General features: G+C 65.4%; 26 protein-coding genes and 2 pseudogenes. 9 read left to right on the top strand and 19 right to left on the bottom strand.

The features are described from left to right. Window positions 1-505: 505 nt before the first annotated feature. The 6 genes from EV191_RS29425 to EV191_RS29400 form a co-directional block, all read right to left on the bottom strand. Window positions 506-925 (bottom strand): integrase core domain-containing protein, encoded by a 420-nt coding sequence (locus EV191_RS29425; protein ID WP_132881325.1) that lies wholly within the window; start codon window positions 923-925, stop codon window positions 506-508. Beyond that, window positions 877-1,434 carry a hypothetical protein gene (locus EV191_RS31020; protein ID WP_132881323.1) on the bottom strand — a complete coding sequence of 186 codons (558 nt, stop codon included), beginning with the start codon at window positions 1,432-1,434 and terminating at the stop codon, window positions 877-879. Before EV191_RS31020 ends, EV191_RS29425 begins: the two co-directional genes overlap by 49 nt. Before the next feature lie 173 nt (window positions 1,435-1,607). Next, entirely contained in the window at window positions 1,608-1,910 is a 303-nt protein-coding gene (locus EV191_RS29415; RefSeq protein WP_132881321.1) for a HigA family addiction module antitoxin, read from the bottom strand. Window positions 1,911-1,923: 13 nt separating this feature from the next. After that, the gene (locus tag EV191_RS29410; protein ID WP_132881320.1) at window positions 1,924-2,202 is read right to left on the bottom strand and encodes a type II toxin-antitoxin system RelE/ParE family toxin; all 279 of its coding nucleotides are present in this window, start codon (window positions 2,200-2,202) and stop codon (window positions 1,924-1,926) included. Window positions 2,203-2,391: 189 nt separating this feature from the next. Further along, complete coding sequence (locus EV191_RS29405; protein WP_132881318.1) at window positions 2,392-3,477, bottom strand: helix-turn-helix domain-containing protein; 1,086 nt, start codon at window positions 3,475-3,477, stop codon at window positions 2,392-2,394. A 12-nt stretch (window positions 3,478-3,489) separates the two neighbouring features. After that, window positions 3,490-4,134, bottom strand: a complete 645-nt coding sequence (locus EV191_RS29400) for a hypothetical protein (RefSeq protein ID WP_132881316.1) — start codon at window positions 4,132-4,134, stop codon at window positions 3,490-3,492. A 326-nt stretch (window positions 4,135-4,460) separates the two neighbouring features. Between EV191_RS29400 and EV191_RS29395 the strand changes: the two genes are divergently transcribed. Together EV191_RS29395 and EV191_RS29390 are read left to right on the top strand one after the other, a co-directional pair. Next, window positions 4,461-4,979 (top strand): hypothetical protein, encoded by a 519-nt coding sequence (locus tag EV191_RS29395; RefSeq protein WP_132881314.1) that lies wholly within the window; start codon window positions 4,461-4,463, stop codon window positions 4,977-4,979. Between the two features lie 37 nt (window positions 4,980-5,016). Continuing rightward, window positions 5,017-5,289 (top strand): hypothetical protein, encoded by a 273-nt coding sequence (locus tag EV191_RS29390; protein WP_132881313.1) that lies wholly within the window; start codon window positions 5,017-5,019, stop codon window positions 5,287-5,289. Window positions 5,290-5,373: 84 nt separating this feature from the next. On the opposite strand, the pseudogene EV191_RS30755 reads toward EV191_RS29390, so the two are convergent. The 6 genes and pseudogenes from EV191_RS30755 to EV191_RS29365 form a co-directional block, all read right to left on the bottom strand. Beyond that, window positions 5,374-5,536: pseudogene (locus EV191_RS30755) on the bottom strand (IS5/IS1182 family transposase); the annotation flags it as partial. 36 nt (window positions 5,537-5,572) lie between these two features. Beyond that, window positions 5,573-6,766, bottom strand: coding sequence for an MmgE/PrpD family protein (locus EV191_RS29385; protein ID WP_132881311.1), 1,194 nt, complete (start codon window positions 6,764-6,766; stop codon window positions 5,573-5,575). An 88-nt stretch (window positions 6,767-6,854) separates the two neighbouring features. After that, window positions 6,855-8,333 (bottom strand): aldehyde dehydrogenase, encoded by a 1,479-nt coding sequence (locus EV191_RS29380; RefSeq protein WP_132881309.1) that lies wholly within the window; start codon window positions 8,331-8,333, stop codon window positions 6,855-6,857. Between the two features lie 115 nt (window positions 8,334-8,448). Continuing rightward, window positions 8,449-9,033 carry a thiamine pyrophosphate-dependent enzyme gene (locus EV191_RS29375; protein ID WP_165913164.1) on the bottom strand — a complete coding sequence of 195 codons (585 nt, stop codon included), beginning with the start codon at window positions 9,031-9,033 and terminating at the stop codon, window positions 8,449-8,451. Then, entirely contained in the window at window positions 8,984-9,514 is a 531-nt protein-coding gene (locus EV191_RS29370; RefSeq protein ID WP_207894858.1) for a thiamine pyrophosphate-binding protein, read from the bottom strand. Before EV191_RS29370 ends, EV191_RS29375 begins: the two co-directional genes overlap by 50 nt. A gap of 69 nt (window positions 9,515-9,583) precedes the next feature. Further along, window positions 9,584-10,750, bottom strand: a complete 1,167-nt coding sequence (locus EV191_RS29365; RefSeq protein ID WP_243659330.1) for a pyridoxal phosphate-dependent aminotransferase — start codon at window positions 10,748-10,750, stop codon at window positions 9,584-9,586. 129 nt (window positions 10,751-10,879) lie between these two features. Between EV191_RS29365 and EV191_RS29360 the strand changes: the two genes are divergently transcribed. After that, window positions 10,880-11,788 (top strand): LysR family transcriptional regulator, encoded by a 909-nt coding sequence (locus tag EV191_RS29360; protein ID WP_132881305.1) that lies wholly within the window; start codon window positions 10,880-10,882, stop codon window positions 11,786-11,788. Here EV191_RS29360 and EV191_RS29355 read toward each other — a convergent pair. From EV191_RS29355 to EV191_RS29325, 7 genes and pseudogenes are all read right to left on the bottom strand, one after another. Then, window positions 11,781-12,710 (bottom strand): 5-oxoprolinase subunit C family protein, encoded by a 930-nt coding sequence (locus EV191_RS29355; RefSeq protein WP_132881303.1) that lies wholly within the window; start codon window positions 12,708-12,710, stop codon window positions 11,781-11,783. The genes EV191_RS29360 and EV191_RS29355 overlap by 8 nt on opposite strands. Further along, window positions 12,707-13,333, bottom strand: a complete 627-nt coding sequence (locus EV191_RS29350) for a 5-oxoprolinase subunit B family protein (protein WP_132881301.1) — start codon at window positions 13,331-13,333, stop codon at window positions 12,707-12,709. The genes EV191_RS29355 and EV191_RS29350 overlap by 4 nt, the downstream gene beginning before the upstream one ends. Then, window positions 13,330-14,118 (bottom strand): LamB/YcsF family protein, encoded by a 789-nt coding sequence (locus tag EV191_RS29345; RefSeq protein WP_132881300.1) that lies wholly within the window; start codon window positions 14,116-14,118, stop codon window positions 13,330-13,332. The genes EV191_RS29350 and EV191_RS29345 overlap by 4 nt, the downstream gene beginning before the upstream one ends. A gap of 67 nt (window positions 14,119-14,185) precedes the next feature. Continuing rightward, on the bottom strand, window positions 14,186-15,496 hold the full coding sequence (locus EV191_RS29340; protein ID WP_132881298.1) for an MFS transporter: 1,311 nt from the start codon (window positions 15,494-15,496) through the stop codon (window positions 14,186-14,188). 156 nt (window positions 15,497-15,652) lie between these two features. Beyond that, window positions 15,653-16,324, bottom strand: a pseudogene (locus EV191_RS29335) (SDR family NAD(P)-dependent oxidoreductase); the annotation flags it as partial. A gap of 115 nt (window positions 16,325-16,439) precedes the next feature. Then, window positions 16,440-17,606, bottom strand: a complete 1,167-nt coding sequence (locus EV191_RS29330) for an acyl-CoA dehydrogenase family protein (RefSeq protein ID WP_132881294.1) — start codon at window positions 17,604-17,606, stop codon at window positions 16,440-16,442. Window positions 17,607-17,633: 27 nt separating this feature from the next. Further along, entirely contained in the window at window positions 17,634-18,818 is a 1,185-nt protein-coding gene (locus tag EV191_RS29325; protein ID WP_132881293.1) for a CaiB/BaiF CoA transferase family protein, read from the bottom strand. A gap of 128 nt (window positions 18,819-18,946) precedes the next feature. Here EV191_RS29325 and EV191_RS29320 point away from each other — a divergent pair, with 128 nt between their 5' ends. The 6 genes from EV191_RS29320 (at window position 18,947) to EV191_RS30465 (ending at window position 24,309) form a co-directional block, all read left to right on the top strand. Next, a complete protein-coding gene (locus EV191_RS29320) occupies window positions 18,947-19,900 on the top strand; it encodes a LysR family transcriptional regulator (protein ID WP_132881291.1) in 954 nt (317 codons plus the stop codon). A gap of 193 nt (window positions 19,901-20,093) precedes the next feature. Beyond that, window positions 20,094-20,279, top strand: coding sequence for a hypothetical protein (locus tag EV191_RS29315; protein WP_207894856.1), 186 nt, complete (start codon window positions 20,094-20,096; stop codon window positions 20,277-20,279). Between the two features lie 85 nt (window positions 20,280-20,364). After that, on the top strand, window positions 20,365-21,231 hold the full coding sequence (locus EV191_RS29310) for an HTD2 family dehydratase (protein WP_132881290.1): 867 nt from the start codon (window positions 20,365-20,367) through the stop codon (window positions 21,229-21,231). A 2-nt stretch (window positions 21,232-21,233) separates the two neighbouring features. After that, complete coding sequence (locus EV191_RS29305; protein ID WP_424565512.1) at window positions 21,234-22,031, top strand: HpcH/HpaI aldolase/citrate lyase family protein; 798 nt, start codon at window positions 21,234-21,236, stop codon at window positions 22,029-22,031. A gap of 1,061 nt (window positions 22,032-23,092) precedes the next feature. Continuing rightward, on the top strand, window positions 23,093-24,148 hold the full coding sequence (locus EV191_RS29290; protein WP_207894854.1) for a reverse transcriptase domain-containing protein: 1,056 nt from the start codon (window positions 23,093-23,095) through the stop codon (window positions 24,146-24,148). After that, window positions 24,145-24,309, top strand: a complete 165-nt coding sequence (locus EV191_RS30465) for a group II intron maturase-specific domain-containing protein (protein ID WP_207894852.1) — start codon at window positions 24,145-24,147, stop codon at window positions 24,307-24,309. The genes EV191_RS29290 and EV191_RS30465 overlap by 4 nt, the downstream gene beginning before the upstream one ends. Window positions 24,310-24,754: the final 445 nt, after the last annotated feature.

Raw genomic sequence — 24,754 nt, 5'->3', positions numbered from 1 at the left:
CGCTCAACGCCTTCGCGATCGCCTTCGAAGGCCGCATCACCCCAACCGGAAACTAACCAATGCCAAGCCGGATCCACCGTTCATCGGACACTCCCTCAAGCTGTCCCCCGAGTCATGGGGAACCTTCATCGAACGCCTCAGTCAACGACTCGCATAGGTCAGGTGACCAGCCAGGCGAGGCCGAGCACACGCGAGTGTCGGCATTGGTCGTTCTGCGCGTCTAGTGGATCAAGGTTGTTTAGGGTGTCAATGGCCATTCTGTTCTGGCTCTGGCGCGAAGTCCGTGATGGTGGCCCGATGATCATGGGGTGGACCCTTTAGTTGATCATGCTTGTGTGCCTCGCCGACATAGACAGCCACCGTCGCTAAGTGGGCGGCGCGCTCGACTGGCTACGACCATACGATGCCAACACGGCAGGTTTGCGGCAGTCGTGTGGTGTGCAGATGGTGCAGTTGAGTGTCGGTTGAGCGCAGGTACGAAAGCACCGTTGCTCCCATCTTGCTCCTACGCAACCTGCAGCGCCTCAGGTTCTTTGCCGCTCTCATGTGGGTTGCGGTCTCGGTTGAGGGCCGTGTTGTGGGCTGTCGCGTGCTCGACGGGCGGTATATATCCGAGGCTGCTGTGCACGCGCCGGTTGTTGTACCAGTCGACCCAGCCTGCGGTGGCGAGTTCGACGTCGGCGACCGTTCGGAAGGGGTCGCCGTGGAACACGGTGGTCCGGATGCATTCGGTCTTGTACATTGCGATCACGCTCTCGGCGAGGGCGGTTTCGTAGGCGTCGCCGACGCTGCCGATTGACGGCTGGAGGCCCTCGAGGTCGAGGTGCTCGGTGAAGTGGATCGACGTGTATTGCGATCCGGCGTCGCTGTGACAGATCAGTCCGCTCTGGACTTGCTGGCTGCGGTCGCGTTGCCACAGCGCCATCCGCAGCGGGTCATCACCAGCTCGGTCGCCTTCGACGTCGAGGCGTGCCAGGCCACGATCCGCTGGGCGAACACGTCCACGACAAAGGCGACGTAGAAGAAACCCGGACCAGCTGCGCACATAGGTGAAGTCCCATCGCGGGCGGGGACTGTGGTCGGTATGCCTTTCGCCCGCCGGATCCCGGACAGGCTGCGTATGGCCCGATCTACGCTGCCCGGCGAGACCTCTGTTGTGTCGGCGCAGATCTCCGGTGGGACGTACCAGCTGTCCTTGCCACGGCCGTATGTCTTGCCGTACATGGCTTGGCGCCGGTCCTCGTCCTCCGCGTTCGCGATGTACCGTAGCAACTTGTCCGCGTTCAACTTGGCAGCGCGCGTGACGATCTTCAGCCTGGTGTCCCACGGAGCGGCGATCACGCCGTCGTTGTCGGTGAACGGCAAGGGATGGCTTGTCAACTCAGACTCGCCCCAGCCGAGCATCGTTGCGAGTGCGGGCAGGTCGCGTATCACCACAACACCTGCAGTGCAGAACTCGTTGGTCAGCAATACGGGGATGGAATTGCCGCTGTTCAACCGAGCGGATGCGCTGAACGGAACCAACGCGAGGGACCGTCCGAACACCTGGCGACGACCGTCCTGAGTTCGTTCGCAGGTGGTTGTGCCGCTGCGGTCTGGACGCGGTGTCAGCTGGCGATGGGGTGGATGGCGTCGAGGATAGCGCCGAGTTGGTCTTTGGTGATTTCGCGGTCGTAGTCTTCTTGCAGGCCGGTCCAGAAGGCTTCGGACATGCCGAGGTAGCGTGACAGGCGTAGTCCGGTGTCGGCGGTGATGCGGCGTTGGCCGTGGGTGATGGCGCTGATGCGGGTCTGCGGGACGCCGATGGCCTTGGCGAGTTGGTAGTCGGTGATGTTCATCGGTTCGAGGAACTCCTCGCGCAGGATGATGCCGGGGTGGGTCGGTGCCATCACCTTCTCGTCGTCGCTCATGTCTGTCGTCCTTCTAGTGGTAGTCGGTGATCTCAACTTGTTCGGGGCCGGCGTTGGTCCAGCGGAAGCAGATGCGCCACTGCCGGTTGATGCGGATGCTGTATTGCCCGGCCCGGTCGCCGCGGAGTTGTTCGAGCCGGTTGCCGGGTGGCACGCGTAGGTCGTCGAGGGTGGCGGCGCGGTTGAGGATCGCGAGCTTGTTCCAGGCCAGCCGCTGGGTGTCAGGATGGAGTTTGGTGCGGCGCCGTTCCCAGACCTGCAGAGTGCGCTTGTCCGCGAACGACTGGATCACGCCACCCAATACTACCGCGTCGCGTTACTAACGGCAAGCGTAAGGCTGGGTACACGGCTGCGAGCTGACAGACCGGGGTGCATCAGCAGCGACAGCAGCACCGTAACGGACATATTGACATATTTCCGACGAGTCGGCGGGTCTGGTGGTCCGGACCACATCTGGCTCTCACTGGCCCCGGCGTCGCGATCAGTGCACGACCTGCAACGATGCAGGTGGGGTGTCCGTTCGGAGTCCATTTCCTTCGATGACGGTTGGGGCGAGGCCAAACATGTAGGACCGCACCTCCGCCGGGTGCAGGCTGAGATCGGCAGCGATCTGCTGGATGCCCAAGCCTGAGCTTCGGAGCTGCTGTAGCACCTTGGTGAGCAGCTGGGACGACTCGTGGGAGGGCATGCCTCCGGGTTCTGATCGCCGGTATCCCGCTCTGGCGAGGTCGATGCATGCGTTGCGGTACGCCCATTCGGACATGAGGCCAAGTTCGTTGAGGCGGTGGGCCAGCGCCATAGCTGCGACGGACCACCGTCCTTTGGAAGCGCGTATGTGGCTGGCGGTAGCGTTTCGCAGATTGTGCGCGAGCAGATCTGACGCTGGCATGAGGAATGCGGCGGCGAATCGGTTCGCGTCCTTTTCGGCGTCCAGACCGTGCGGTAGTTGATCTCCGCGATGCATGATGAGGTGGCCGAGTTCGTGTGCGGCGTCGAAGCGGCTTCTTTCAGGGGTTTTGTCGCTGCCGATGAAGACGAATGGCCGACCGTTGTGGTACATGCAGAATGCGTCGAGGTCTGTGTTGGCTTGTGTTGCTGAGTAGACGCGGACTCCGTGTGCCTCAAGAAGGTGCACGACATTGCCGAGGGGTCGCACACCAAGTCCCCAGCGGCTACGCAGTTCCTGAGCCGCTTGCTCTGGGTGTCTGTTGTCAAGCGTCGGAAGGTCAGGAGCGGGCAGGTCGAAGCGTGCTTCGATCCAGTCGTTTATCAGCATTGCGATGCGTCCGGACGCCAGGCCGCGGTCTCGGGCGCGGGCTGGCATCTTGCTCAACGCGCGGAAGCTGACGGCGTCAACGGGGACTTCGTCGACATCATCGCCAAGCAGGAAGGTCGATGGCACCTCGACGGCGCGGGCGAGTTGTTCGATCGTAGGAGCTGATGGCTCTTGCCGGCCGTTTTCGTAAGTGGAAACACTGCGCGTGCTCAGGCCTGCGGTTCTGGCGAGGGTGGTCACAGTCCAGCCGCGGCGTTTGCGGGCGATCCTCAGCCGCGAAGGGCTAAACATGGAAACCTGTCCTCATTCGCGTATGTTGACGTCGACCTGGTACTTCTCGTCGATGCTGTCATGGTCGTGGGATGCGGCCATCGACGGTCCGGGCTGACGGTCGAACGGCTGGATGATGATGCGTTCGCGCCAGTTCAGGATGTGGCCGTCGTCTGAGATCTGGTCTGGCAGTGACAGCTCGACGAAGATCTGCTCGTCGGTGAAGCGGTGCAGTAGGTACCAGGTTGTCGAGGGCCCGGCTTCGTCAGCTGATGCCGTCAGGTCCGGGCCGAATAGTGCAAGTTGTGCGTTGTTCTTCACCGCTCGAACGGCCGCAACGCCCTTCGGGTTCCGGGTCGATGGGCCAGTCCCAGGGACCCAGATCCCGGTGAGTTCGTCGCCAGCCGTCGGAACGATCGAGAAGGTCTTGCTCGGATGGATCGTGCGGCAGACGTTGCTGGGGTTGTCGAAGGTCCAGCCGTCCTGGAGTAGATCTTCGCGCAGGAACCGGACGATCGTGATGTAGCGCGTGAGGCCCTCCGCGGTCGGCGGGTCGAGCGGTGTTGTGTGCCGGCTTTCGCTGTCGGCGCGTGCGAACACCTCGGTCAAGCGCTCGCGAGTCAGGTCCAGCTCTGCGAGCCGACGCAGACCGTCGTTCTTCTGGGCGATCTTCGTCAAGACCGGTCCTCCCTCTACCTTGTTCACTTCATGAAATTCTGCCTCAGATGCGGTGGAAAATCATGAACCTGCTTCGGTGTGTCGGTGATTCTGCGCTCGGCCAAGGAACGTAGGTCGGAGTGCTGTGCAGGGCTGGCTTGCGCGTTAGCGTCAGCGAGCGCTGCGAAGCGGTCTGAACGCACGGAGGTCTCGACTCTCGAGGCCCTGCGGGCGACGTCGTCTCAGCGGACCCGCGCCTACGGCACACGGTGTAATCTTCACACTCGGTATTGCACTCGCGTCATTGGGTAGGCATCCTGGCGTGTTGCCTACCGAGGAGGGACCGCATGGCGGGGGATCGTGCCGCTGACGCTTGGCGGAAGACGACGCGGCTGGTGGAGTATCTGGCTGCGTTGTCTGATGGGTCCGCTCGGGACCCGGTATTGGATGTTCTGAGTGGCCATCCGCGGGCGCCTGAGCTGGTGTTGTGGCTCGACGAATGGCCAGATCACCTTGAGAAGTTGATCGCGATGGCGCGGGACAAGCGATGGATTGCCCTTGAGGTAGCTCAGTACGCTGAAGTTCTCCGCGGACATCACAACCTGGTGCACCCGCGACGTCAATGGGTCGAATCGTACGCCCCGGAAGACGACATCGTGCGAATCGCGTGGAACGTGGTTGTCGCGGCACTCAACGACCTTGCCGAAACGGTCGCGCCGACAGCTGCTCAGACGCCTGAACCAGCGTCCCCAGATGCTGAAGCTGATCTGAAGCACTATCCGTCGTCACAGCGGATCGGAAGCACGGTTGCTGATGGGTGCGCGGTGATCAAAGACTCCGATTGTCGGGACCGTCAATACGCTTGATTGAGACGTGCCTGGGTTCTCCGAGGGGAGGATGACGATGGCGGACCTTGACGCGGAACGCCTGCTTCACGAGTTCCAGACAAGCGCCGCGACCGACGTGACCATCTCACTGCTGCGGTCCCGAGATGCGTTGGTGTATCTGGCGCTGATGGCTTCGCACCTTGGCGATGGCCAGATCGTGGACGGCGAAACGTTGACCGTCAGAATCGACGAGGACTTGCCGCGACTGCTTCGTAGCCACTCGGAGATCGGCGACGCGGAGGCCGACCTTCCTGACGCCGACGGGCTTCCCACCGAGGTCTCCGGATAAATGTTGATCTTCTTAATCGCTGATCCACCTACCGGAGACCTCACTACGTTCAACCACCGGGTCGTCTCACGTTCCTAAGAGGTCCTAACAGATTGAGTTGTTTCTGAGTTTGCGCCAGCAGATGATGCTGCAGCCGAGGCTGAGGAAGGCTTCAAGGATGTCATCGCGGGTTTCCCAGCGGGTGCGCAGGCGGCGGAAACCAGTGCAGCAGGGCGATGGTTTGTTCGACGGCGTAGCGGTGTACGCCACCATCTTTTGTCAGGAACGACCTTTTTGCTGAGTTTTAGCCCATGCGCGGGAAGACGCGGCGCAATAACACGCTGACAGAGTCCCAGGTGGCGTCGGCAAGTAGTTCTGGTACGTCGTCTCCGCACGCGTTCAGCTTGCCGTCGAACTCGGACGCTGTCGGGGGCCTGTTCGGTGCGCCGGGAGGATCGGCAAGACGCGTGCTGGTGTGGGAGCTCTCGTCGTGTTCGACCTCGATCTCGACCGCACCGGTGAGCAGCCCGTCGCCACCTGGTGTGTGCTCGACTGCGACTCGCTCGACCAGCGACTGCGCCTCGGCACGATTGACCGCAGCGTCGGTGAAGCTCTCAAAGCCCGGATAGGAATCGAGCACTGCGGTCGCAAGGGCATAGGGGAGGCTGAACTTGCCCTCCAGCCCGGTGCTGGGGCGATCGTGGATCAAGGGGTGCACGGATGCCTTTGGGGTGCGCACGTGGATCTGGTGGATATTGTGCAGTTGGCTGCGGATCTCGCGTAGTGCGGCGATGGGCCGCTGCATGGCATAGCAGCACGGGAAAGCTTTGATCGCGAGACCACCCGGAACCGCTGGCCCGGTGAGGTCCAGGTCGTCGTGGCTCGCCGCGACCAAGGAGACCCACGCGTCGAGCGCTTCCGGGGCGGCAGTGGCGCCTGCGCGGGCCAGCTGCGCTGCTCGAACACCCGCTTGTGCAGCGAAACCTACTTGTAGCGACTTTCCGTGTGTGCCGAAGGCATTTTGCACGCCGCCTGCGCCTGGCACGGCCAGGGCGATGGCGGTTGCCAGCTGCTGCGTTGACAAGCCCATGGCGACACCTGCCGCTACCGCTGCGGCGGGCGCACCGGCGGTACACGTGGCGTGCCAGCCTGACGCGTAGTGGTGCCATCCCAATAGGGTTCCCAGACGCGCCATCACACCCGCGCCCGCGAGGTAGGCGCGTGCGTCGCCGCCAGTGGCGAGGACCGCGGGTGCTACGACGACGCTGATGTGGGTGGTCGACTCGATGTGGAGGTCATCGAAGTCGAGCACGTGGCCAATGGCCGACCACCGTGCCGCGTCCGGAAGTCTGGAGGCTATCTCCACAAGGGGGTGCTCGCGTGCGGCCAAGGCGACCGCGGCGGTATCGATCAGAGAGCGTTGCGCCAGCGCGAGATCGGCCGGAGCAGGAATGAGGTCTGCTGCCCACTGCGCCAGCGCATCTGCCTTGGAAACCATGGTTCCTTCCCTCGTACGGCGGTGTCCAACTGCTGGGTGGCTAGCACTGTCCGCTTCGGACATCGTGTTGCCTTGGGGGTGCGTGGCCTCAGCCGAGAGTGAACGGGTCGCGGGTGTTGCCGGTGAGCTCGACCCAGACGGCTTTGGTCTCGGTATATGCCTGGACCGCTTCGACGCCGTTCTCCCTGCCTATGCCAGAGGCCTTGTATCCACCGAAGGGAACGCTCGGCGCGACGACTCGGTAGGCGTTGATCCAGACGTTGCCCGCTCGCAGTCGAGCCGCGACCCGGTGCGCGCGATGGACGTCCTTGGTCCACACTGCGCCGGCAAGACCGAAGGGCGTGTCGTTGGCAAGGCACAGAGCTTCGTCTTCACCGGTGAACCGGTGGACGGAGAGCACGGGGCCGAACACCTCCTCGCGTGCCACGGTCGAATCCGGATCGACGTCGGTCAGCACCGTGGGTTTGATGAAGTAGCCACCCAAACGCTGATCGGCCGAGCCGCCACAAGCAATGGTCGCGCCCTCGGTTTCGGCGGTCCACAGCAGCTCCTGGACCTTGTGGAACTGCGGGCCATTGGCCACGGGCCCCATCTCGGTTTCAGGATCGCTCGGGTCACCGAGCTTGATCCTCGCAGCGCGTTCGGTGATCAGCCGGACCAGGTCGTCGTGCACGTCGTTGTGCACGATCAACCGTGAGCCCGCCATGCAAGTTTGTCCCGTTGCGGCGAAGACCCCCGCGATGACGCCGTTGGCCGCTGCGGCGAGATCGGCATCGGGGAAGACGATCTGCGGCGACTTGCCCCCGAGTTCGAGAGTGACCGCGTTGAGGTTGTCGATCGCGGAGTGTGCGACGGTGCGTCCGGTGGCCGTCGCGCCGGTGAAGGCGACTTTGTCCACGCCGGTGTGGCCCGCCAGCGCCGCGCCGGTTTGTGGAGACTGACTTGTCACGACGTTGAAGACGCCAGGGGGGAATCCGGCCTCCCTGAACAGCTCGGCCAAGGCCAGCGTGGAGGCGGGGGAGTGCTCGGAGGGCTTGGCGACCACCGTGCACCCTGCGGCGAGTGCGGGTGCGAGCTTCCAGGTGAGCAGAAGGAGCGGCGAGTTCCACGGGGTGATGGCCGCAACCACGCCAACGGGTTCCTGCCGCGTGTAGACCAGATAGTCCGGGTTCGGTGACGGGATCTGGCGACCTTCCAGCTTGTCCGCGATCCCAGCGTAGTAGTGGTACCACGCGCCGAGGTTCTTGAGCTGTCCGATCATCTCGCGGTAGAGCTTGCCCGTGTCATTGACCTCCAGCCATGCCAGCCGCTCCGCATCATCGGTGATCAGGTCTGCCAGACTGCGCAGCAGAGAAGCCCTGGCGAAACCCGTCAACTGTCCCCATTCGGCTTCGAGAGCCGACCGTGCGGCGGCGACAGCGGCGTCGACGTCTTCCGGTCCTCCGTCCGGGATCTGCGCCCACGGCCGGCCGGTGTAGGGGTTCTGGGAGTCGAAGGTCTTCCCGGAGATGGCGTTGACGGATTTGCCGCCGATCACCATGCGGAAGCATGGGAGTTGCTCATCCATTGAAGCGTCCTAAATCGTGTGCACGCCCGGGGGCGGGGAGATCGTCTGCGATGCTGGTTGTTGGCGGAGCAAGTGCCGCCCGGGCTGGGTGCATGGGAACTGCCTGGTCGGCTCGTTACCGGGTGGCGAGGCTGGCGCGCACCGAGCGCACGACCTCGGCCGGGTCCACGAACGGAGAGGGGCCGGGCCAGACCGACTCGGAGATCCGGGCCTCGATCAGCCCGGGCTGCGGAAGCGAGGTCAGTTCAGCTCGCAACGCTTCCGCTGTGTCCGCGGTCGCCCCGGACAAGCCCTCCAACGCTGCTCCCACTTCGGCCAGTCGGAGCGGGCAGGAGATGGTCTGGCCACCTGTGATCGAGTATGCGCCGTCGGCGAGCACCACCACGAGCAGGTTCGTCGGCCGGCATGCGGAAAGGGACCACAGGGAGTTCGCGCCCATCAGGAAGTCACCGTCGCCGAGCACGGCCACCACCTGCCGGTGCGGAGCCGCTTCGGCCAGACCCAACGCACCTGCCAGGGCGGATCCCATGGCTGCACCGAAGTAGAAGTGCGGGCCGTCACCGGTTACGTGCCTGGCAGCGGAGGTCGCGGTACCGAGCGAGGAGACGATCGTGGCTTCAGGGTAGGTGTGGACGATTGCCTGGACTGCTTCAACGACGTTCACGTTGTCCTCCCAGTTCGGGCTCGAGGAGGACCGCACTCGTCTCTCCTGCTTGGTAGGCCATGTTGAGCACGGCCTCGGTCATGGACGCCGCATCATCAGCGCTGCGCAAGGAGAACGACTGGATGCCCAGGGAACCGAGCATCGGCGAGGTGGCACGGCCGATCGGGATCTGGGACGGGTTGGTCTCTCCCAGGGTGCCGCGCATCGACACGATCATCGGAATGCCGAGCCGATAGGGCACCGCGAGAGTGCCCAGCGCGTTGAGTGCGTTGCCGATCCCGGAGCTCTGCAGCATGACCACTGCCCGTTTCCCGGCAATCCGCGCCCCGGCGGCGTAGGCGACGCATTCCTCTTCGCGGGTGAGCGAACGGAGCGGAACCCCTCTGCCGGAGAGTGCGGTAAGGACACCGTTGAGGCGTGAGTCGGGGACGAAGGCGGCGACCGACACATCCGCGGCGAGCAGTTGATCGACGACTTCGGCCTGCCATTGCAGGATTGTTGGTGTTGATGTGGTCACGACATCCTCACTTGTTGACGCATGGGTTTCCCTTCTGGATCGGTGTGTTCCGTACACGGCCGGACGGCGTCACTTGGGTGGGCCGTCGGTGAAGTAGGCCCGCAGCCGGGCGCATCCGGTCGTGATCGCGTGTGGTGCTGCGGCGTAGCTGAGCCGGAGGTGGCCCTCGCCTCCTGGGCCGTATTCGGCCCCGGCGCGCACAAGCACGCCGGCTTCGCCGAGCAGCCGCGTGAGCTTCGTCGACGGAATGCTGCTGTGGTAGCGGAGGAAGAGGTAGAAGGCGCCTTCGGGAGGCTGTACACTCAATCCCGGTATGCTGTCGAGCGAGTTCAGCATCAACAGTCGGCGCTTGCGGTATTCCGCGACCATCGGTTCCGCGAGCATGCGTCCGCCGTTCTGGGTCGCGGCCAGCGCGGCACGCTGAACCGCGGCGTTCGGCGCGCCGTTCATGGTGCGGGCCGCGGTGGCGATCGCGTTGATCACCTCGGGCGGTGCCGTTACGTGGCCGACGCGCCAGCCCGTCATGGCGTAGGTTTTCGAGAAGGTCTGCACGTGCACCAGCCGCTCGGCGAGAGCCTCGATCGACAGCGCCGAGACGAAGCCGTGTTCCGACCAGTCCAGGGCCTCGTAGGCTTCGTCCACGACAAGCAGAGTGTCAGTGTCGCGAAGCAGAGACGCCACGAGTTCCAGCTCGTCACGGCGCAGCACCGCGCCGGTCGGGTTTCCCGGGTTGCACAGCACCAGCATCCGGGCACCGGGCATGGCGTCGGCCAGTCCTTCGGCGTCCAGGTGGAAATCGTCGTGGATCCGGACGAAGATCGGGATCCCGCCGGCAAGTCGTACCAGGTCCGCGTACAGCGAGTAGGTGGGCGCGGGGATTACGACGCGGTCTCCTGGATTGACCAGACCGAGGATGGTGCTCGCCAAGCCACCTGACGCGCCATGGGTGACAACAATGGACTCCGGTGCGTACGGACGTCCTGCTGTCGCGGATGCCTGCTGTGCGAGGGCTTCTCTCAGCTGTCCTTCGCCGGCGAAGTCGGTGTAATGCGTATGGCCGTTGTGCAGGGCGTCGATTGCCGCGTCGACGATCATTCGCGGCGTTGCGAAGTCGGGCTCGCCCATCGCCAGGGACACCACACCGTCCGAGGCCCTCGTTGTCGTGGGGCGCAGCGAGTTCTGCCAGAGATCCGTGATGCGAGTGGCCGCCTCGAAGCGTGGTGTTTGACTCTGCATGGACGCCTCTCATCGGGGGATGCTCGAACGAACTCGACGCGCCCGGAGTGGGGCGTGCACAGTCATCATGGTGTCCACACGTGTTAAGCAGAAGGGCATTCCCGTAAGTGCAGTGTTAGGTTTTGCTTTATGGAAATCACGTCGGGGCAGCTGGGGCTTGTACGGGCCATTTCGGAGAGCGGTAGCCTCGCCCGTGCCGCTTGGGTCCTGGGGATTTCCGCCCCCGCGGTCTCCCAGCAGATCGCCAGGATGGAGGATGAGATCGGTGCGGCCGTGGTGGAACGCGGTGCTCGGGGGACACGGCTGACGGAGCTGGGGGAGTTGCTGGCAGCACACGCCGTACGGGTCGGCGCCGCGCTTGACGAGACCAAGGATGCCGTCGCCGGTTACCTTGGAGAGCACTCGCTCCGGCTGCGCATCGGAGCGTTTCCCTCAGCGGCCGTGAATTTGCTGCCGGAGGCGCTCACCGCACTGCGTTATCGGCATCCCGATGTGGAGCTCTCCATTACCGAGTTGCTCTCCGACAGTGGACCGGACCAGGTGGCCAGTGGCGAACTCGACATCGCGATCACCGCTTCGTATGGTCAGCGGCTCAGCTGTGAACCCAACGTCAGGCTTGAGCATCTGTGCGCGGACCCGATTCGCGTGGTGCTGCCGGATGACCACCGGCTCGCGGATCGATCCGATGACGAGGCGGTCGCGATGAGCGACCTCGGTCAGGACGTTTGGGCCTGCGGAGTGGCGGGCAGGCCGGCGCGCTCGCAGTTGGAAGCCGCCGCCGCGCGGTCCGGTGTCACGGTCCGCAAGACGTTCCAGACCGAGTCCTATGACGTGGCGCAGGCGCTGACGAGTTCGGGTGTCGCTGTCGCCTTCGTGCCGGAGATCGCTCTTGTCCGGGCGAAGAGGACGCGAACGCGACGTCTGATCCCGGAACTGGACCGGGATATCTACGTGGCGTTGCCATCGACGACCGACCACGTGGCGCTGGCGACCGAGTTACTCACGCTGTTGCGGAAGGGGGAGCGGCCCGTCAGGTGAGGTGAGTATGGCGGGAGGTCTCGCCGGTCAGGTCTGTGGAATACCTGGTGATCCGGAACCGCAGCCTGGTACTAGGCCTTGCCTGGCTGAGTAGTCCGATGTCTTCTGCATGCACGACACCGATCACCGGGTAGCCGCCGGTGGTCGGATGGTCGGCGAGGAACACGATGGGCTGGCCGGACGGTGGCACCTCGATTGCCCCGGCGACCATTCCTTCGGACGGAAGCTGGCTGTTGGTGGCGTATTCCAGGGCCGGTCCGGACAGGCGCGCGCCGACTCGGTTCGTTTCCGCTGTGATCTCCCAGGTCTCCGAGGTCAGTACGCGGAGTGCGTCAGGGCTGAACCAGTCGTCGCGCGGACCCGGGTGAACCCGCACGGTGGGGTCCATAGTGGTCGGTACAGCGGTGGTCGCGCAGTCCGGGAGTCCGGATCGGTCCACTTCCGGCGAGTCGCCGATCGGTAGAACCTGACCCGTCTGCAGTGGCTCGGGGCCCAACCCGGACAGGGTGTCGGTGGATCGGCTCCCCAGCGTCGCTGGTACGGCGATCCCTCCTCGCACGGCGAGGTAGGTGCGCAATCCGTAGGCGGGCGCGTCCAATCGAAGCGTTTGGCCCTGCTGCACGTGGAAACGCTGCATAAGCGAGGCAGGGCGGCGATCGAGCTTGGCGGCCGTGGGTGCGCCGGTGAGCGCCACCGAAGCCGGCGCGTGGAACCGTACGATCGCGCCGCCCAGCGTGATCTCGAGACAGGCTGCCGTCTCGGCGTTGCCGACCAGGCGGTTGGCGAGCCGGAACGCGCCTTGGTCGGCGGCGCCGGAGGTAGGCACGCCCAGGTGGGCATGAGCATGCCGACCTAGGTCCTGGATGGTCGAGAAGGGGCCTGGTTCGACGATCTCGATGGCGGGGGTCGGCGGCGAGGTCACGGGCCCACCACCCGGAAGCGGACCTGATCCCCCACGTGAACCAGGTTCGGCGGACTGCGATGCGGATCCCACAGCGGTGCGCTGACCGACCTCCCGATGATGCTCCACCCTCCAGGGGTGCTGCCCGGGTAGACGACGGTGTACTGGTTGGCGACGGCCAGGCTGCCCGCGGGCACTGTGGTGCGCGGGGTTTCCAGGCGCGGTACGCGCAGTTGGTCTGGAACTCCCGCGGAAAAGGCGAGTCCGGGGCTGAAACCGAAGAAGTCCACCAGGAAGGTGGCCGTGCTGTGCAGGTGGACGACCTCGTCACGGCTCAGCCCGGTCTGCTCGCACACCGACTCGAGGTCGGTGCCGTCGTAGACCACCTCAACTTCCACGATGTGGCCGGTGGCTTGGCGCTCTTGGACGGCCGGTGCGGAGTCCACGCTCCGAGCGACAGCAGCGAGCACATCGGGATCGGCGACGGCCAGCACCGTGCGGGGGCCGGGGACGACCTCGTCCAGCCGGTCGGCGTGCGCGCTGTCACGCAGCCATCTGGCCAGTGCGTGGGTGTTCTCGCCTTCTGTCACCTCGATCAGCAAGCCACGCTCGCCCGCCCGGCGGAAGCGTCGCGAACCGGTCATCGGATCCCCTTGATTTCGGTGAGCGGCGCCAGGACGACGCCGGCTGTCTCCAGCGCCGATCGAGTTTTGACAGCGAACGCTGTCGCACCTGGCGAATCCGAGTGGATGCAGAGGGAATCCACCGGCATCGGGATCGTCGTGCCATCAACCGTAGTCACCGCTCCGGTCGCGACGAGCGCGACGGCCTGCTCTACCGCTGCGGCTGGGTCCTTGATCACCGCGCCGGGTTCGCCACGTGGAAGCAGGGTGCCGTCGGCGGTGTAGGAGCGGTCGATGAAGCCCTCGCGGAGCACCGTCAGCCCGGCTTCGGTGGCGTGCCGGGCGAGTTTGGTCCCGGGTTGGCACAGCAGTGACAGGTTCTGATCGAACTGGCGGATCGAATCGACCACCGCCGCAGCGTGCTCATCGTGCGCCACCGCGGAGTGGTACAGCGCGCCATGAGGTTTGACGTAGCGCACCTCGCTGCCGGCCACCCTGGCAAAGCCCGCGAGAGCCCCGATTTGGTAGAGCAGATCCTCGAGCAGTTGCTGTCGTGGCAAGGCCATGTACCGCCGACCGAAACCACGCAGGTCGTGGAAGGCCACGTGAGCTCCGATCGAAACGCCGTTGGCTGCCGCCGTTTCGCAGGTCCTCCGCATCGTGGAGGGATCGCCGGCGTGGAATCCGCAGGCAATGTTCGCGTCGGTCACCGTGGCCAGCAGAGCGTCGTCGTCGGCCATCGTCCAGGCACCGAAGCTCTCCCCGATATCGGTGTTGAGGGAGATGTGTTGGGGGCGGTCAGACATGGCGAGCTCCAGTTCGATGGATCGGGCTGTTTCGTCGGTCGTTGCCGACAAGCGTTCGATTTCGTTGTCATTGGGCCAGGTCTTCCTGGCTCGCCGGGGTTTCTCGCAGGGTGGTTTTCGTTGTTTCCGGCATCAGCAGCGCGGCGACTACCGTGAGCGCCGAGCAAGCGCCGACGTAGACCGCCACCGCGAAGGCGTTCTCGAACGTTTCCAGCAGAGCCACGGCGATGAGTGGGGCGAACGCCGCACCTGCGATGCCGGACAACTGCGATCCCAGGGCTACGCCGCTGTAGCGCACCGCGGTCGGGAAAAGCTCGCTGATCAGCGCCGCTTGCGGCCCGTACATCACGGCGTGGAAGAACAACCCCCCGATCGCGGCGATGAACACCATGACCGGCTGCTGGGTGTCCAGCAAAGCGAAAAACGCGAAGCCCCACAGCGCGGTTCCGACGCCGCCCACCAGGTAGAGCCTGCGCCGCCCGAATCGGTCTGACAGATGTCCGCAGAGAGGCACGAGGACGAGCTGGAGCGCCGAGCCGACAAGCAAGGCGCTCACCGCGAGCTGGCGTGGTACATCCTCCAGTTGTGCCGCGTAGGTGAAGATGAACAGGGTCCAGATGTAGTAGCTGACGTCCGGGCCGATCCGCACCCCCGCCGCGAGCAGGAGACGAACCGGGTGCTCCCGCACGACGCTGAGGACCGGGGCCTTGACTGGTTCTTCGACTTCGCGGAACGCCGGCGATTCGGCCACGGAGATGCGTAGCCACAGTCCGACGAGGACCAGCGCGGCACTGAGCAGGAACGGCACTCGCCATCCCCAGGCGTCGAACGCCTGCTGCGGCATGATCGCCAGCATCAGTCCCATCACGCCGGCTGCGAGTAGGTTCCCGGCGGGCGCTCCCATTTGCGGCCAGCTCGCCGCGAGCCCGCGACGTCGCGCACCGGCGTGTTCGCTACTCATGAGAATCGCACCAGCCCACTCGCCTCCCAGCGAGATTCCCTGGAGAAAGCGCAGCGCGGTCAGCAAGACCGGCGCAAGCACTCCGATCGAGTCGTACGTCGGCAGCAGCCCGATGCCCAGGGTCGCGGCACCCATCAGGAAGAGCGTGTGGACGAGTGTCCTCTTGCGGCCCAGCCGGTCGCCGAGGTGCCCGAACACCGTCGCTCCGATAGGCCGCGCGACGAAGGCGATCGCAAACGACCCGAACGACAGCATCGTCCCCACTATCGGATCGAAGCTCGGGAAGAAGATGCGGTTGAAAACCAATGAGGCTGCCAGCCCGTAGAGAAAGAAGTCGTACCACTCCAGGGTCGTTCCGACGGTAGACCCTACGATTACTTTCCGCGTAGAAGCGGTGGCCGATTCCGGAAAATTCATCGTCTCATCATCCGGAGATCGTGTGTTCAGGAGAACCGCGTTCTTCTGGGGTCAGAATGTCGTTGCGCTTAACCCTGAACGATCCTGAGTGGTGAGCACCCGCCACGGCCGGAGGGCGCCGTACCGCGGCGGGTGCCGACTGGGGCAGCCCCTTAGTCAGCCTTCGACGAGGTCGGCCAGGGACGGGAAGTCACTTGGCCGGTAGGTGTCGACCTGTGGGCTGCGCTGCTGGACCAGCACACCGCCGTCGACCACGAGCTTCGTGCCGGTGACGTAGGCGGCGTCCGGGGAAGCCAGGAATAGCGCAGGTCCCGCGAGGTCTTCCGCGGCCCCGCCGCGTCCGAGCGGAACCGTGCTATCACGCATCCGGGAGGCCTCTTCCGGCTCTCCGGCGAACGTGGCGATGAGTCCGGGAACGAGGGTGTTCACCCGGATGCCGTATGGCGACAGCTCGAGGGCCAGTGCCCGGGTGAGCGCCTCGACGCCGCCCTTGGATGCGTCGTAAGCGACCAGGCCGCGGTGCGAGCGGGTCCCTCCACCGCTGGACAGGTTGATTACGCAGCCGCGGCCCTTCTTGGCCATGATCGGCGCGACCCTGCGGATGCATAGGTACTGGCTCTTGAGGTTGGTGGTCAGGAAGTGGTCCCACCACTTCTCGTTGCTTTGCAGGAAGTGCTTGACCACGCCGGCCTCGGCGGCATTGTTTACCAGGACGTCCATTGTCCCGTACGTGCTGACCGCCGTGTCGACGACGCGGGTCACATGGGCGCTGTCGCCGACGTCTGCGCCCACGCCAATGGCCGATCCTCCGGCGCTGACGATTTCCTTCGCCGCTGTGGACTCTCTTGGTGGGCGTTTTGGGGCAGATCTGGGCCCCTGTGGCGGGGTTTCGGATGTCGCGTGTTCAGGTTGCTGGCGTCAGGAGCCTGCACACCGCGGTTTGTCAGGCGTCGAGGCCGCCTCGTTGGACGAGTTGACGGACGATGACGTTGCGCTGGATCTCGTTGGTGCCCTCACCGACGATCATCAGCGGTGCGTCGCGGAAGTAGCGCTCGACGTCGAACTCGGTGGAGTAACCGTAGCCGCCGTGGACGCGGACGGCGTTGAGCGCGATCTCCATCGCCGTTTCCGAGGCGAAGAGCTTGGCCATGCCGGCTTCCATGTCCACGCGACGTCCGGCGTCGTACTCCTGGGCGGCGTGCAGGGTCAGCTGGCGAGCCGCGGAGAACGACGTGGCCATGTCGGCCAGGTAGTTGCCGACGGACTGGTGCTTCCAGATGGGCTTGCCGAACGACTCGCGCTCCTGGGCGTAGTTCAGCGAGTCCTCCAGTGCGGCCCGGGCGACGCCGAGAGCGCGTCCGGCGACCTGCAGTCGCCCGGTCTCCAGGCCCTTCATCATCTGCGAGAAGCCCTGGCCTTCGATGCCGCCGAGGACCGCGTCCGGGCCGACCCGGTGGGCGTCGAAGGACAACTCGCAGCTCTCGACGCCCTTGTAGCCAAGCTTGGGCAGGTCGCGCGAGACCTCCAGCCCGGGGCCGTGCTCGACCAGCAGGATCGAGATGCCCTTGTGGGGCGGAGTGGCGTCCGGGTCGGTCTTGCACAGCAGCGCGATCAGCTGCGACCTGCGGGCGTTGGTGATCCACGTCTTGGAGCCGTTGATCAGGTAGCCTTCGTCGTCGCGGCGTGCGACGGTGCGCATGGCCTGCAGATCGGAGCCGCCTCCCGGTTCGGTCAGGGCCATGGTGGCCCGGATCTCCCCGGTCGCCATCTTCGGCAGGTAGTGACGCTTCTGCTCCTCGGTACCGAAGTGCAGCAGCAGCTTCGAGACCACCGTGTGGCCGCCCATCGCACCTGCCAGGCTCATCCACCCGCGTGCGAGTTCTTCGGTGATGAACACGTAGCACGGCGTCGACACCGGTGTGCCGCCGTACTCCTCGGGGATGGCCAACCCGAAGATACCGAGCCGCTTCATCTGCTCGATGAGCTCCTCGGGATAGGTATTGGCGTGCTCGAGCTCGTTGACGACCGGGCGCACGTCCTTGTCCACGAAGTCGTGCACGGTGTTGACGATGAACTGCTCGTCCTCGGAGAGGATGTCGAGAGCGCTCACGATTGCTCCTTGATGATCTTCTGTGGATCAGACGACGTTGTCAGCCCGCAGGACGGCGATGTCGGACGCGCTGTAGCCGAGCCCGGTGAGGACGTCGTCGGTGTGCTCGCCGATGTCGGGAACGGCGTCCATGCGAGGTTCGATTCCGGCCAGGTCCGCGGGCGGGACCAGGGCAGGCACCACGGCCCCGGGGATCTGCACGTCGCGCCACCGGTTCCGGTCGTGCAGCACGGGATGCTCGAGGAACTCGGCGACGTTGTTGACGCCGGCGTTGGCGATGCCCACCTGGTCCAGGATCTTCATGACCTCGCGGCTGGCGGAGCGGGCGAACCGCTCGCGCACCAATGCGTTGAGCTCCTCGCGGTGGGCCACGCGGTCGGAGTTCGTCGCGAAGCGTGCATCCTCGATGAGGTCGGGGCGCTCGAGGAACTGCTCGCACAGAGCGACCCATTCGTGCTCGTTCTGGATGGAGAACAACACGTCCTTGCCGTCGGCCGCGGTGTAGGCGCCGTACGGGGCGATCGTGGCGTGCTGGGTTCCGAACCGCGCCGGCTGGGTGCCGCTGTGGCGGGTGTAGTAGGCGGGCTGGCTCATCCATTCCGCCAGCGCCTCGAACAGCGAGACCTCGACGGCGCGAGCAACTCCGGTGGTCGCGCGGGTCAACAATGCGGTGAGGATTCCCGAGTACGCGTACATCCCGGCGGAGATGTCGGCGACGGACACCCCCACGCGGGCCGAGGACTCCGGGGTTCCAGTCAGCGATACCAGCCCGGTCTGGCACTGCACGAGCAGGTCGTAGGCCTTGCGGTCGGACCACGGTCCGTCCGTTCCGTAGCCCGAGACCGAGCAGGCGATCAACGACGGGAACCGCTCGGACAAAGACGTGGCGTCGAGCCCGAGTCGACCGGCCGCACCCGGCGCCAGGTTCTGCACGAACACATCGGCCTCGGTGAGCAGCTTGTCGAGAACGTCCCGTCCCCGCGAGGACTTGAGGTCGAGCGTGAGGGATTCCTTCGAGCGGTTCAGCCACACGAAATAGCTCGACTGGTCGTGCACGGTGGTGTCGTAGCGGCGCGCGAAGTCACCTCCGCCCGGGCGTTCGATCTTGATCACGCGGGCCCCCAGGTCAGCGAGCTGTCGAGTGGCGAACGGTGCCGCCACCGCCTGCTCGATGCTGACCACCGTGATGCCCGCGAGCGGCAGATCACTCATGCGCTGACCTTCATTGGCCTGGTCTTCCGCGTTCGCGCCATGAAGAGCATCATGAGCTTTCATGAGAGGGTTCGTGAAATAGCAATTTCTGATGCAGGCATGCGAGGTGCGGATGGGAGGAAGTGGCCGTGGACGTCAAGCAGCTCAAGGCGCTTGTGACGGTGGCGGAGGTGGGCAGCGTCACCCGGGCCGCGGAACTGCTGCACCTGGTCCAGCCCGCCGTGACCCGGCAAATCCGCACCCTGGAGCAGGAGTTCGGGATCCCGCTGTTCGAACGCACCCGGCAGGGAATGCGGCCCACTGAAGCCGGAACGGTCATGGTCGACCGCGCGCGGCGGGCGCTCAACGAGCTCGAACGCGCTCGCGTCGAGCTGCAGCCCACACCTGGTGTGGTCACCGGACTCGTCACCGTCGGCCTGCTCGAAAGCACCACCGATCTGCTGGCCGAGCCCCTGGTGTCAGTGATCGCCCAGAACCACCCCGGCATCGAACTGCGGTTGATGACCGGTTATTCGGGGCATCTCCAGCAATGGCTCGACGAGGGAGACCTGGATCTGACGTTGCTCTACAACCTGCCCAGCACGCCCTCGCTCAACGCGCAGCCGCTGGTGCAGGAGAGCCTGTGGGCGGTGGCGCCGCCGTTGGACGCGCTGAGCCCGGACCGGCCCGTCCCCTTCGAGGAGGTCAGCACGCATCCGCTCGTGATGCCGGCCGCGGGCCACGCGCTGCGCACGTTGGTCGACGCGGCGGCCGCTCGGGCGAAGTCACAGTTGAACGCGGTCGTCCAGACGAACTCGATGTGGGTGCAGAAGCAGCTCGTTCAGGCCGGGTACGGCTGGACCATCCTGCCGGCCGCAGGTATCGCCGCCGACGTCGCCCGGGGCGAGTTGAGCGGGGCCCCACTGTGCGAGCCGGACGTGTACCGCTCGGTCGTGCTTGGAACGCAGCGGGCGGGCCGTACGCCCTCGGCGGTCGAGGTCGTCGTGCGAGAGCTGACCGACCTCATCCGCACTGCGGTGCGCCAGGGCAGATGGCCTTCGGCGCAGCTCGCGGAAAACGGCGCCGACGTGCGTCGCGAGTAACCGCGTCGGCCCGACTTCGACCTGGCACGGCCGACGTGACCTGCACGTTGACCGTGCCCGTGACGGAAGAGGCAGCGCTCTGGGCTCCGATGCCGTTGAGGAATGCAGATATCACGGCTTTCTATTTCTCAACTCGATGCATAAGCGCACATGATGTGTGCCACCAACGGACCGAGCACCGGAGTCGAATCGGATGCCCCAGGGACACCCATCGCCACCTGCATGGCAGGAAGCCATCTTCACGGCCCTGAAGAAGAGCGGCGCCGCGATCCACGACGTCGTGCTGACCGCCGAGGAGGAAGGTGTCACCGTTGCCGCCGATGCCTGGTGGACAGCGCTGCGCGGTGTTGACATCAGTTCGGTGTCCGAAGAAGCGTGAGCTGACTGGGACCCAGTCGGAGAAGTGATTCCGGATCGGCGGGCGTGCGCGGCGCACGCCCGCCGATCAACGATGTGGAGGTCGTATGCCAACCGGTTCGAGCGTGCTGGGCACTTACGTGGATTCGTGGGATCCGGGGCCGGTGACTGACGAGGAGGTGCTGTCCGCGGAGCCGGTGGCGGCGTTGTCGGCTGTGCTGAACCAGTCGAAATCGGTTGCCGGAGTGGGAGAGGCGTTGCCTCCGCTGTGGCAGTGGCTCTACTTTCTGCGTTGGCCGAAGCAGGACGAGCTGGGGGAGGACGGTCACCCGCGAGACGGGCATTTCCTGCCGCCGATCCCGGACCGGCAGCGGATGTTCGCCGGCGGCCGTTGCGAGATCTCCGAGCCGCTGAGTGTCGGTGCGCGTACGGAGCGGATCAGCAGCATTGCCAATGTCGCGGTCAAGCAGGGGCGGACCGGTGAGATGGTGTTCGTGACCCAGCGCAATGAGTTCCGCCAGCACGGGCGCACGTGTCTGGTTGAGGAGCAGGACATCGTGTACCGGTCCGGGAAGAGTGCGGGGGATCATCCTGTTGTGGTGGACACGTCGGCGACGCCGCAATCGGATGGGGAGTGGCAGCTGGCTGATCAGCCTGATCCGGCGCTGCTGTTCCGGTTCAGCGCGTTGACCGCGAACGCGCATCGCATCCACTACGACAGTCCGTACGTGCTGGATGAGGAGGGCTACCCGGGGCTGGTCGTGCACGGTCCGCTGCTGGCGGTGCTGATGCTGGAGTTGCTTCGGCGGAACGAGCCGCGACGAGTGCGGTCGCTGTCGTTCCGGCTGCGCAGCCCCGTTTTCGCCGGGGAGCAGGTTGTGGCGTCCGGAAATTCAACGTCGAATGGGGCCGTACTGCAGGTCGCGACGCACCGGGATGCTCGGCACGCGACGGCGGAGGTGACGTTCGCGTGAGGCTGACCCGCGATCAGATCGCCTCCGCCCGCAGCTTCTTGTTCGTGCCTGGCCACCGGCCGGACCGTTTCGACAAGGCCGCCGCTTCGGGTGCTGACGTGGTGATCGTCGATCTCGAAGACGCCGTCGCTGTCGATGACAAGGACCGTGCGCGCGGCTACGTCTCGGAATGGCTGGAGCAGGGCAACGCCTCCCTGGTGCGCATCAACCCCTTCGGGACACCCTGGTTCGATGCCGATCTCGACACCGCGATGCGACACGGTTGCCCGATCATGGTGCCCAAGGCCGATTCCGTTGCCGCGCTGACCGACCTCGGGCGCCGCACCCGAGGAGAGTGCGACGTGGTGGCGTTGGTCGAGACCGCCACCGGTATCGAGCGCGCCAACGAGGTGTGCGCCACGGCCGGAATCATCCGCCTGGCGTTCGGAAACGCCGACTTCGGCGCCGAGGTCGGCGTCGCTCCCGATGATCACTTGGCGTTGACGTACGCGCGGTCCAAGCTGGTGACCGCCTCGGCCGCGTCGAAGCTGGCGCCGCCCATCGACGGCGTGACGATCGCGATCGAGGACACCGCGGTCCTGAACGCCGATATCGAGCACGCCCGCTGCCTCGGTTTCACCGGCAAGCTGTGCATCCACCCGAACCAGGTCCCGGTCGTGGCGGCCGGGTTCGCGCCGTCGGAGAGCGAGCGTGAGTGGGCACGTGCCGTCGTCGAAGCCGGTGAATCGGTCACCCGCGTGAACGGGCAGATGATCGACAAACCGGTGTTGGAACGCGCTCGTCGAATACTCGGCACGTGAGGTGGTGCTAGTGGCCAGCCAGGCGTGGCGGCAATGGTCGCGGCAGTCGTCTTGAGGTGGCGGGGTAAGAATGTGTGCGGAGGGGATCCGGATGTTCGGAACGAGTGAGCGGCGGGCTGCCCGTGCTCGGGCGCAGGACGAAACCGTCCTGGCCTACCAGTGCGAGGGGACCGGGCGACCGTTGGTTCTGCTGGCCGGGCAAGCCAAAAACCACCGCTGGTGGTAGCGCAGGATCTGGTCACCCGGCTTGGTAGCGCCGCGCTGTTGAGCGTGTTCACGGAGATGCGCCATGAGGTGGGGGAGACAGGCTGCCACCGGACAGTCTCGCCCTTCTCATGCAGCAAGACCAGCCACTGGTCCGGATCGGGGACTGTCCGATTAACGGTGGATTCGGTCTTGGCATTGGTTAGTTGGCGCTCGGGGTGATGCGGCCTTCGAAGGTGATGGCGAACGCGTTCAGGGCAGGTTTCGTGCGCCGTGAGGCGCTGTGGTTTGAGTGGAGGTGGGAGACCGCCACCGTCGGGTCGTCGCAGCGGGCCGGCAGGAGCTGGGGGCAGGCCGAGCCGGGAGGTGCCGGGGAGGCTGGGAACAGCCCTGACAAAGCCGGGACGCGCCAGTACTGCCAGATAGCGCGGGTCCGGCGAGCGGGATCGAAAGGAGTACGCGAGGAACCGATGTTGTAAAGCCTCTCAATGCTTTACCGGCTCGAACCTGGTGGATGTGGGCCGGGAGCGGTGCGTCCCCGCCCGCCGTTGCGGCGGTTGGGGAACTTCCGGGTCGTGAAGCCGACGGCTCGGAAGGCCGCGCTGAAAGCCTGCGGCGTAGGCGCGGCGAGACCGCAGGGGCAGAGTCGGACTCCTCCTCGATCAAGCGAACCACAGTGAACACCGGAACCACCTCGGGTCCCGCCCACGGCCACAGTTCCATTGTGGATGGTTGGGCTGGGTTCATCGTCGACCGATCGATCCGGGGTGGGGCGGAGTCGCCGTAGTACTCCGAGCCGGGGAAAGCCCGGTGCATGGGGAAGGGCGACAGCGGATGGATTGGAGATGGTGGCTGTAATGCCGAAAGACGCACCACCGAATGGTGGTGCCCCGGCCGAGGTCTCGAAGGGGCCGTGGCAGCGGGTATCGGAGATGCAGGCCAAGCTTCACCGTTGGGCGGCGGCCGATCCTGGCCGCAGGTTCGACGATGTGTTCAACTTCGTGCATGATCCGGCGACGCTGATCGTGGCGTTCGCCCGGGTCGCGGGAAATCGGGGTGCGAACACGCCTGGCGTCGACGGTCTGACCGCCGCGGATGTCGAGCAGCGCCTTGGTGTCCCGGGGCTCCTGGACGACCTGCGTATCTCCTTGAAGGAGGGCTCGTTCCGGCCGTTGCCGGTGCGGGAGCGCAGGATCCCGAAGCCCGGTGGTTCGAGGAAACTCAGGAAACTGGGGATCCCGGCCATCGCGGACCGGGTGGTCCAGGCGGCGTTGAAGCTGGTGCTGGAACCCGTTTTCGAGGCCGACTTCCTGCCGGTCTCCTACGGTTTCCGGCCGAAGCGGCGGGCGCAGGACGCCATCGCCGAGATCCACATGTTCGGATCCCGCGGCTATCAGTGGGTGCTGGACGCGGATATCGAGGCGTGTATTGACTCGATCGACCACGCGGCCCTGATGGACCGGGTGCGGCATCGGGCCAAGGACAAACGCGTGCTGGCGCTGGTGAAGGCGTTCCTCAAGGCCGGTGTGATGACCGAGACCGGCGACCGCGAGGACTCCGACACCGGTACCCCGCAGGGCGGGATCCTGTCCCCGCTGCTGGCCAACATCGCGCTGTCGGTGCTCGACGAGCACGTGATAGCGCCCTGGAAGCCAGTCGGGCCGATGGGAATCACCGCGCGCCGCAATTACCGTCGCTCCAAAGGGCCTGCCGACATGTGGTGGCCCTGCGCGAAGAGATCGCCACCGTGCTGGCACCGCTGGGCCTTCGTTTCTCGGAGGCCAAGACGCGGGTCGTGCACATGGCGGACCGGTTCGACTTCCTGGGTTTCCGCATCCAGTGGAAACGCAAGCGAGGTACGAACCATTGGTACGTATACACGTTCATCGCCGACCATCCATTTCGGTCGGTGAAGGCGAAGATCCGTGCCCTGACACATCGGGTCAGTCAGGCCGACATGGGTGCTGCGATCGGCAGGATCAACCAGATCCTGCGCGGCGGGACGAACTACTTCCGGCGCGCCGTGTGCAAACACACCTCAACAACCTCAAGCACTTCGCCGAATGGCGAGTGATCAGGTGGCTGAGGAAACGGCACCGCTGGAGGTGGAGAGCGTTCCGCCGACGGTTCACCAACCCCAACCGGACGGTGGCTCCCGATCGGAGCCGACGGGGTCGCGTTGTTCAACCCGGCATCGGTGACGGTCACCCGCTACCCCTACCGGGGCAACAAGATCCCCCACCCGTTCATACGGCCCAACCACGTCTGACGGCACCGACCGTGGAGAGCCCGGTGCGTCGAGAGGCGCACGCCGGGTTCGGCGAGCGGCCCGCAGAAACGGACCGGTGGCAACACCGGAACCGCGCTGCGGGCCGACTCATCCACCGCAATCGCCCACCTCGTCTGGCCCTTGCCGGTCGAATTGAGGGACTGTCCGCTGGTTTGTGGGCGGTGCTGGTGATCATGGATAGGTTAGGGCTCGGCTCTGACCCGAAAGGATCACGTTGAGTAACGATGTT

This window comes from Tamaricihabitans halophyticus, assembly GCF_004340875.1.
Classification (GTDB): domain Bacteria; phylum Actinomycetota; class Actinomycetes; order Mycobacteriales; family Pseudonocardiaceae; genus Tamaricihabitans; species Tamaricihabitans halophyticus.
This window is presented reverse-complemented; position numbering and strand designations above follow the sequence as displayed.

What these genes read in the sequence shown, in the direction of transcription:
- EV191_RS29345 (WP_132881300.1), bottom strand. Translation starts at nt 14,118, where the DNA reads ATGTCTGACCGCCCCCAACACATCTCCCTCAACACCGATATCGGGGAG.
- EV191_RS29310 (WP_132881290.1), top strand. Translation starts at nt 20,365, where the DNA reads ATGCCAACCGGTTCGAGCGTGCTGGGCACTTACGTGGATTCGTGGGAT.
- EV191_RS29385 (WP_132881311.1), bottom strand. Translation starts at nt 6,766, where the DNA reads ATGGTTTCCAAGGCAGATGCGCTGGCGCAGTGGGCAGCAGACCTCATT.
- EV191_RS29415 (WP_132881321.1), bottom strand. Translation starts at nt 1,910, where the DNA reads ATGAGCGACGACGAGAAGGTGATGGCACCGACCCACCCCGGCATCATC.
- EV191_RS29350 (WP_132881301.1), bottom strand. Translation starts at nt 13,333, where the DNA reads ATGACCGGTTCGCGACGCTTCCGCCGGGCGGGCGAGCGTGGCTTGCTG.
- EV191_RS29340 (WP_132881298.1), bottom strand. Translation starts at nt 15,496, where the DNA reads ATGAATTTTCCGGAATCGGCCACCGCTTCTACGCGGAAAGTAATCGTA.
- EV191_RS29315 (WP_207894856.1), top strand. Translation starts at nt 20,094, where the DNA reads ATGCCCCAGGGACACCCATCGCCACCTGCATGGCAGGAAGCCATCTTC.
- EV191_RS29395 (WP_132881314.1), top strand. Translation starts at nt 4,461, where the DNA reads ATGGCGGGGGATCGTGCCGCTGACGCTTGGCGGAAGACGACGCGGCTG.
- EV191_RS29380 (WP_132881309.1), bottom strand. Translation starts at nt 8,333, where the DNA reads ATGGATGAGCAACTCCCATGCTTCCGCATGGTGATCGGCGGCAAATCC.
- EV191_RS29325 (WP_132881293.1), bottom strand. Translation starts at nt 18,818, where the DNA reads ATGAGTGATCTGCCGCTCGCGGGCATCACGGTGGTCAGCATCGAGCAG.
- EV191_RS29425 (WP_132881325.1), bottom strand. Translation starts at nt 925, where the DNA reads ATGGCGCTGTGGCAACGCGACCGCAGCCAGCAAGTCCAGAGCGGACTG.
- EV191_RS29360 (WP_132881305.1), top strand. Translation starts at nt 10,880, where the DNA reads ATGGAAATCACGTCGGGGCAGCTGGGGCTTGTACGGGCCATTTCGGAG.
- EV191_RS29390 (WP_132881313.1), top strand. Translation starts at nt 5,017, where the DNA reads ATGGCGGACCTTGACGCGGAACGCCTGCTTCACGAGTTCCAGACAAGC.
- EV191_RS29290 (WP_207894854.1), top strand. Translation starts at nt 23,093, where the DNA reads ATGCCGAAAGACGCACCACCGAATGGTGGTGCCCCGGCCGAGGTCTCG.
- EV191_RS29365 (WP_243659330.1), bottom strand. Translation starts at nt 10,750, where the DNA reads ATGCAGAGTCAAACACCACGCTTCGAGGCGGCCACTCGCATCACGGAT.
- EV191_RS29405 (WP_132881318.1), bottom strand. Translation starts at nt 3,477, where the DNA reads ATGTTTAGCCCTTCGCGGCTGAGGATCGCCCGCAAACGCCGCGGCTGG.